Source organism: Rhodanobacter sp. DHG33, assembly GCF_014843005.1.
GTDB lineage: Bacteria > Pseudomonadota > Gammaproteobacteria > Xanthomonadales > Rhodanobacteraceae > Rhodanobacter_A.
In genome coordinates this window covers 1-5,389 of the sequence record NZ_JACYXM010000014.1, presented here as the reverse complement: position 1 = coordinate 5,389, position 5,389 = coordinate 1, and the positions used below count along the sequence as shown (strand labels likewise).

Here is a 5,389-nt window from a genome sequence, read left to right as displayed (position 1 = left end):
CAAAAGCAAACACCCTCACCGAGATCGGTGAGGGTGTTTAAGGATAAAGCCCCTGGCGGTGACCTACTCTTGCATGCAAATGCACACTACCATCGGCGCGGCTGCGTTTCACTTCCGAGTTCGGGATGGGATCGGGTGGGACCACAGCGCTATGGCCGCCAGGGAAGGGGTGGGATCAGCGCTGTAAGCGCCTGATCCGCAGAAGTTGGCAAACGAGTGACAAGCGTCCGGATTCGTAGGAACCGGGATGTGGTAAAGGCCACTTGGGGTTATATGGTCAAGCCGCACGGCTCATTAGTACGCGTAAGCTCAATGCATTGCTGCACTTCCACACCGCGCCTATCAACCACTTAGTCTAAATGGTGCCTACAGGAGAGTTGAACTCTCGGGAGATCTCATCTTGGGGCGCGCTTCCCGCTTAGATGCTTTCAGCGGTTATCGCTTCCGTTCATAGCTACCGGGCAATGCCATGGGCATGACAACCCGAACACCAGCGGAACGTCCACTCCGGTCCTCTCGTACTAGGAGCAGCCCCCCTCAAATCTCCAACGCCCACGACAGATAGGGACCGAACTGTCTCACGACGTTCTGAACCCAGCTCGCGTACCACTTTAAATGGCGAACAGCCATACCCTTGGGACCGGCTACAGCCCCAGGATGTGATGAGCCGACATCGAGGTGCCAAACACCGCCGTCGATATGAACTCTTGGGCGGTATCAGCCTGTTATCCCCGGAGTACCTTTTATCCGTTGAGCGATGGCCCTTCCATACAGAACCACCGGATCACTATGACCTACTTTCGTACCTGCTTGATCCGTCGATCTTGCAGTCAAGCACGCTTATGCCATTGCACACAGTGCGCGATGTCCGACCGCGCTGAGCGTACCTTCGTACTCCTCCGTTACTCTTTGGGAGGAGACCGCCCCAGTCAAACTACCCACCATACACGGTCCCTGACCCGGATTACGGGCCGAGGTTAGAACGTCAAGCACTTCAGGGTGGTATTTCAAGGATGGCTCCACCGAAACTGGCGTCTCGGTTTCGTAGCCTCCCACCTATCCTACACAGAAGAACTCAACGTTCAGTGTAAAGCTATAGTAAAGGTTCACGGGGTCTTTCCGTCTTGCCGCGGGAACGCTGCATCTTCACAGCGATTTCAATTTCACTGAGTCTCGGGTGGAGACAGCGCCGCTGTCGTTACGCCATTCGTGCAGGTCGGAACTTACCCGACAAGGAATTTCGCTACCTTAGGACCGTTATAGTTACGGCCGCCGTTTACTGGGGCTTCGATCAAGAGCTTCGCCTTGCGGCTGACCCCATCAATTAACCTTCCAGCACCGGGCAGGCGTCACACCCTATACGTCCACTTTCGTGTTTGCAGAGTGCTGTGTTTTTGATAAACAGTCGCAGCGGCCAGGTTACTGCGACCCTCTAACGCTCAGTCACGCATGTGACCACGTCGGAGGGCGCACCTTCTCCCGAAGTTACGGTGCCATTTTGCCTAGTTCCTTCACCCGAGTTCTCTCAAGCGCCTTGGGATTCTCACCCTGCCTACCAGTGTCGGTTTACGGTACGGTTTGCTGTAGCTGAAGCTTAGTGGCTTTTCCTGGAAGCGTGGTATCAGTCACTTCGCCCAAAAGGGCTCGTCTCGGTGCTCGGCATAAAGAGGGCCGGATTTGCCTAACCCTCATGCCTACTGCCTTTCCCCCGGACAACCAACGCCGGGTAGACCTAACCTTCTCCGTCCCCACATCGCACTACAGTCAAGTGCTGGAATATTAACCAGCTTCCCATCGACTACGCATTTCTGCCTCGCCTTAGGGGCCGACTCACCCTGCGCCGATGAACGTTGCGCGAGGAAACCTTGGGCTTTCGGCGTGCGGGCTTTTCACCCGCATTATCGTTACTCATGTCAGCATTCGCACTTCCGATACCTCCAGCAGACTTTACAATCCACCTTCACAGGCTTACGGAACGCTCCTCTACCGCGCACATTGCTGTGCACCCCGAGCTTCGGTGTCTAGCTTAGCCCCGTTAAATCTTCCGCGCAGACCGACTCGACCAGTGAGCTATTACGCTTTCTTTAAAGGATGGCTGCTTCTAAGCCAACCTCCTGGCTGTCTATGCCTTTCCACATCGTTTTCCACTTAGCTAGAACTTGGGGACCTTAGCTGCGGGTCTGGGTTGTTTCCCTTTTCACGACGGACGTTAGCACCCGCCGTGTGTCTCCCGGATAGTCTGTCCTGGTATTCGGAGTTTGCCATGGTTTGCTAAGTCGCGATGACCCGCTAGCCATAACAGTGCTCTACCCCCAGGAAGATTCGTCCGAGGCGCTACCTAAATAGCTTTCGAGGAGAACCAGCTATCTCCGAGTTTGTTTAGCCTTTCACTCCTATCCACAGCTCATCCCCATCTATTGCAACAGATGTGGGTTCGGTCCTCCAGTGCGTGTTACCGCACCTTCAACCTGGCCATGGATAGATCACTCGGTTTCGGGTCTACTGCCAGAGACTATGCGCCCTATTCAGACTCGGTTTCCCTTCGCCTCCCCTATACGGTTAAGCTTGCCACTGACAGTAAGTCGCTGACCCATTATACAAAAGGTACGCAGTCACCCTTGCGGGCTTCCACTGCTTGTACGTATACGGTTTCAGGGTCTATTTCACTCCCCTCTCCGGGGTTCTTTTCGCCTTTCCCTCACGGTACTTGTTCGCTATCGGTCAGTCAGGAGTATTTAGCCTTGGAGGATGGTCCCCCCATGTTCAGACAGGGTTTCTCGTGCCCCGCCCTACTCAATTTCACACCTAATGCCCTTTCGTCTACGGGGCTATCACCCGCTATGGCCGGCTTTTCCAAACCGTTCGACTAAAACACTAGATGCTTTTGGGCTTGTCCGCGTTCGCTCGTCGCTACTGACGGAATCTCGGTTGATTTCTTTTCCTCCGGGTACTTAGATATTTCAGTTCCCCGGGTTCGCCTCGCATGACTATGTATTCATCATGCGATACCGCTTGCGCGGTGGGTTTCCCCATTCGGACATTGCCGGATCAAAGCTTGTTGCCAGCTCCCCGACACTTTTCGCAGGCTGCCACGTCCTTCATCGCCTCTGACTGCCAAGGCATCCACCGTATACGCTTGGTCGCTTGACCATATAACCCCAAGTCGCCTCAGGATTACACGTTTCAAACCACCTGTTCGTGCCTTAACACATGTCTCGGTTCGGTTCGAACCAAGACGCTTGTCACTCGTTTGCCAGTTTTCAAAGAACACAAGAACGGCCTCAACGCCGCCTCGCTTCAAAATCTTTTCGTGTGCTTGTCTTCACGCCGTCCATCGTGGTGGAGCCAGTCGGGATCGAACCGACGACCCCCTGCTTGCAAAGCAGGTGCTCTCCCAGCTGAGCTATGGCCCCGGAGGTTGGTGGGTCTGGGAGGACTCGAACCACCGGCCTCACCCTTATCAGGGGTGCGCTCTAACCACCTGAGCTACAGACCCGCAAAGCTTTCTTGCAGGGACGCTACGTGAATACAGGTGTCTTGTGTGGACGTCTTGCGCTTTTGAATCGCGCTGTCGTTCTCGAAAGGAGGTGATCCAGCCGCACCTTCCGATACGGCTACCTTGTTACGACTTCACCCCAGTCATGAACCACTCCGTGGTCGTCGTCCCCCTTGCGGTTAGACTAACGGCTTCTGGAGCAACTCACTCCCATGGTGTGACGGGCGGTGTGTACAAGGCCCGGGAACGTATTCACCGCAGCATAGCTGATCTGCGATTACTAGCGATTCCGACTTCACGAAGTCGAGTTGCAGACTTCGATCCGGACTGGGATCGGCTTTCTGGGATTGGCTCCACCTCGCGGTATTGCAACCCTCTGTACCGACCATTGTAGTACGTGTGTAGCCCTGGCCGTAAGGGCCATGAGGACTTGACGTCATCCCCACCTTCCTCCGGTTTGTCACCGGCAGTCTCCTTAGAGTTCCCACCATTACGTGCTGGCAACTAAGGACAAGGGTTGCGCTCGTTGCGGGACTTAACCCAACATCTCACGACACGAGCTGACGACAGCCATGCAGCACCTGTGTTCCGATTCCCGAAGGCACTCCCGCATCTCTGCAGGATTCCGGACATGTCAAGGCCAGGTAAGGTTCTTCGCGTTGCATCGAATTAAACCACATACTCCACCGCTTGTGCGGGCCCCCGTCAATTCCTTTGAGTTTCAGTCTTGCGACCGTACTCCCCAGGCGGCGAACTTAACGCGTTAGCTTCGACACTGATCTCCGAGTTGAGACCAACATCCAGTTCGCATCGTTTAGGGCGTGGACTACCAGGGTATCTAATCCTGTTTGCTCCCCACGCTTTCGTGCTTCAGCGTCAGTGTTGTCCCAGATGGCCGCCTTCGCCACTGATGTTCCTCCCGATCTCTACGCATTTCACCGCTACACCGGGAATTCCACCATCCTCTGACACACTCTAGCTATCCAGTATCCACCGCCATTCCCAGGTTGAGCCCGGGGATTTCACGGCAGACTTAAATAACCGCCTACGCACCCTTTACGCCCAGTAATTCCGATTAACGCTTGCACCCTTCGTATTACCGCGGCTGCTGGCACGAAGTTAGCCGGTGCTTATTCCTCAGGTACCGTCAGCTCCACGGGGTATTAGCCCATGGCATTTCGCTCCTGATAAAAGTGCTTTACAACCCGAAGGCCTTCTTCACACACGCGGCATTGCTGGATCAGGCTTGCGCCCATTGTCCAATATTCCCCACTGCTGCCTCCCGTAGGAGTCTGGGCCGTGTCTCAGTCCCAGTGTGGCTGATCATCCTCTCAGACCAGCTAGCGATCGTCGCCTTGGTAGGCCATTACCCTACCAACTAGCTAATCGCACATCGGTTCGTCCAACCGCGCGAGGTCTTGCGAGCCCCCGCTTTCTCCCTTAGGACGTATGCGGTATTAGCGTAAGTTTCCCTACGTTATCCCCCACGTTTGGGTAGATCCCGATGCATTACTCACCCGTCCGCCACTCGCCACCCGGTATTGCTACCTGTGCTGCCGTTCGACTTGCATGTGTTAGGCATGCCGCCAGCGTTCAATCTGAGCCAGGATCAAACTCTTCACTTAAGTTTTCGATCAACCGAAGTCGATCTATCTTTCTGAAGCGTGACCCCAACCAATCAAAACTCATTACTGACTTTCTTTTGGGTGGGACGCTTGCATTGCTTGGACAAGTCATCGACTCGCCAGCGCAAGGCGTCCACACAATTCACCTGTGCACACTGTCAAAGATCACATCACCGCGGAGCTTTCCGCTGTGGGACATTTCGTCCCGGTGAGCCGCCTACTATACATCGTCTTTCCGGTCCGTCAACACCTGCTGCGAAGTATTTTC

The 5,389-nt window shown here is 54.8% G+C and carries 2 tRNA genes and 3 rRNA genes; all 5 read right to left on the bottom strand.

Features of this window, described 5'->3' with window-relative positions:
* Positions 1 to 50 precede the first annotated feature (50 nt).
* A 5S ribosomal RNA gene (gene rrf, locus IHE46_RS16685) occupies positions 51 to 163 on the bottom strand.
* 110 nt (positions 164 to 273) lie between these two features.
* A 23S ribosomal RNA gene (locus tag IHE46_RS16680) occupies positions 274 to 3,150 on the bottom strand.
* A 187-nt stretch (positions 3,151 to 3,337) separates the two neighbouring features.
* Positions 3,338 to 3,413: transfer RNA gene (locus IHE46_RS16675), tRNA-Ala, on the bottom strand.
* Positions 3,414 to 3,419: 6 nt separating this feature from the next.
* Positions 3,420 to 3,496, bottom strand: a tRNA-Ile gene (locus tag IHE46_RS16670).
* An 84-nt stretch (positions 3,497 to 3,580) separates the two neighbouring features.
* A 16S ribosomal RNA gene (locus tag IHE46_RS16665) occupies positions 3,581 to 5,121 on the bottom strand.
* Together the 16S, 23S and 5S rRNA genes with 2 tRNA genes alongside form the textbook arrangement of a ribosomal RNA operon.
* Positions 5,122 to 5,389 lie beyond the last annotated feature (268 nt).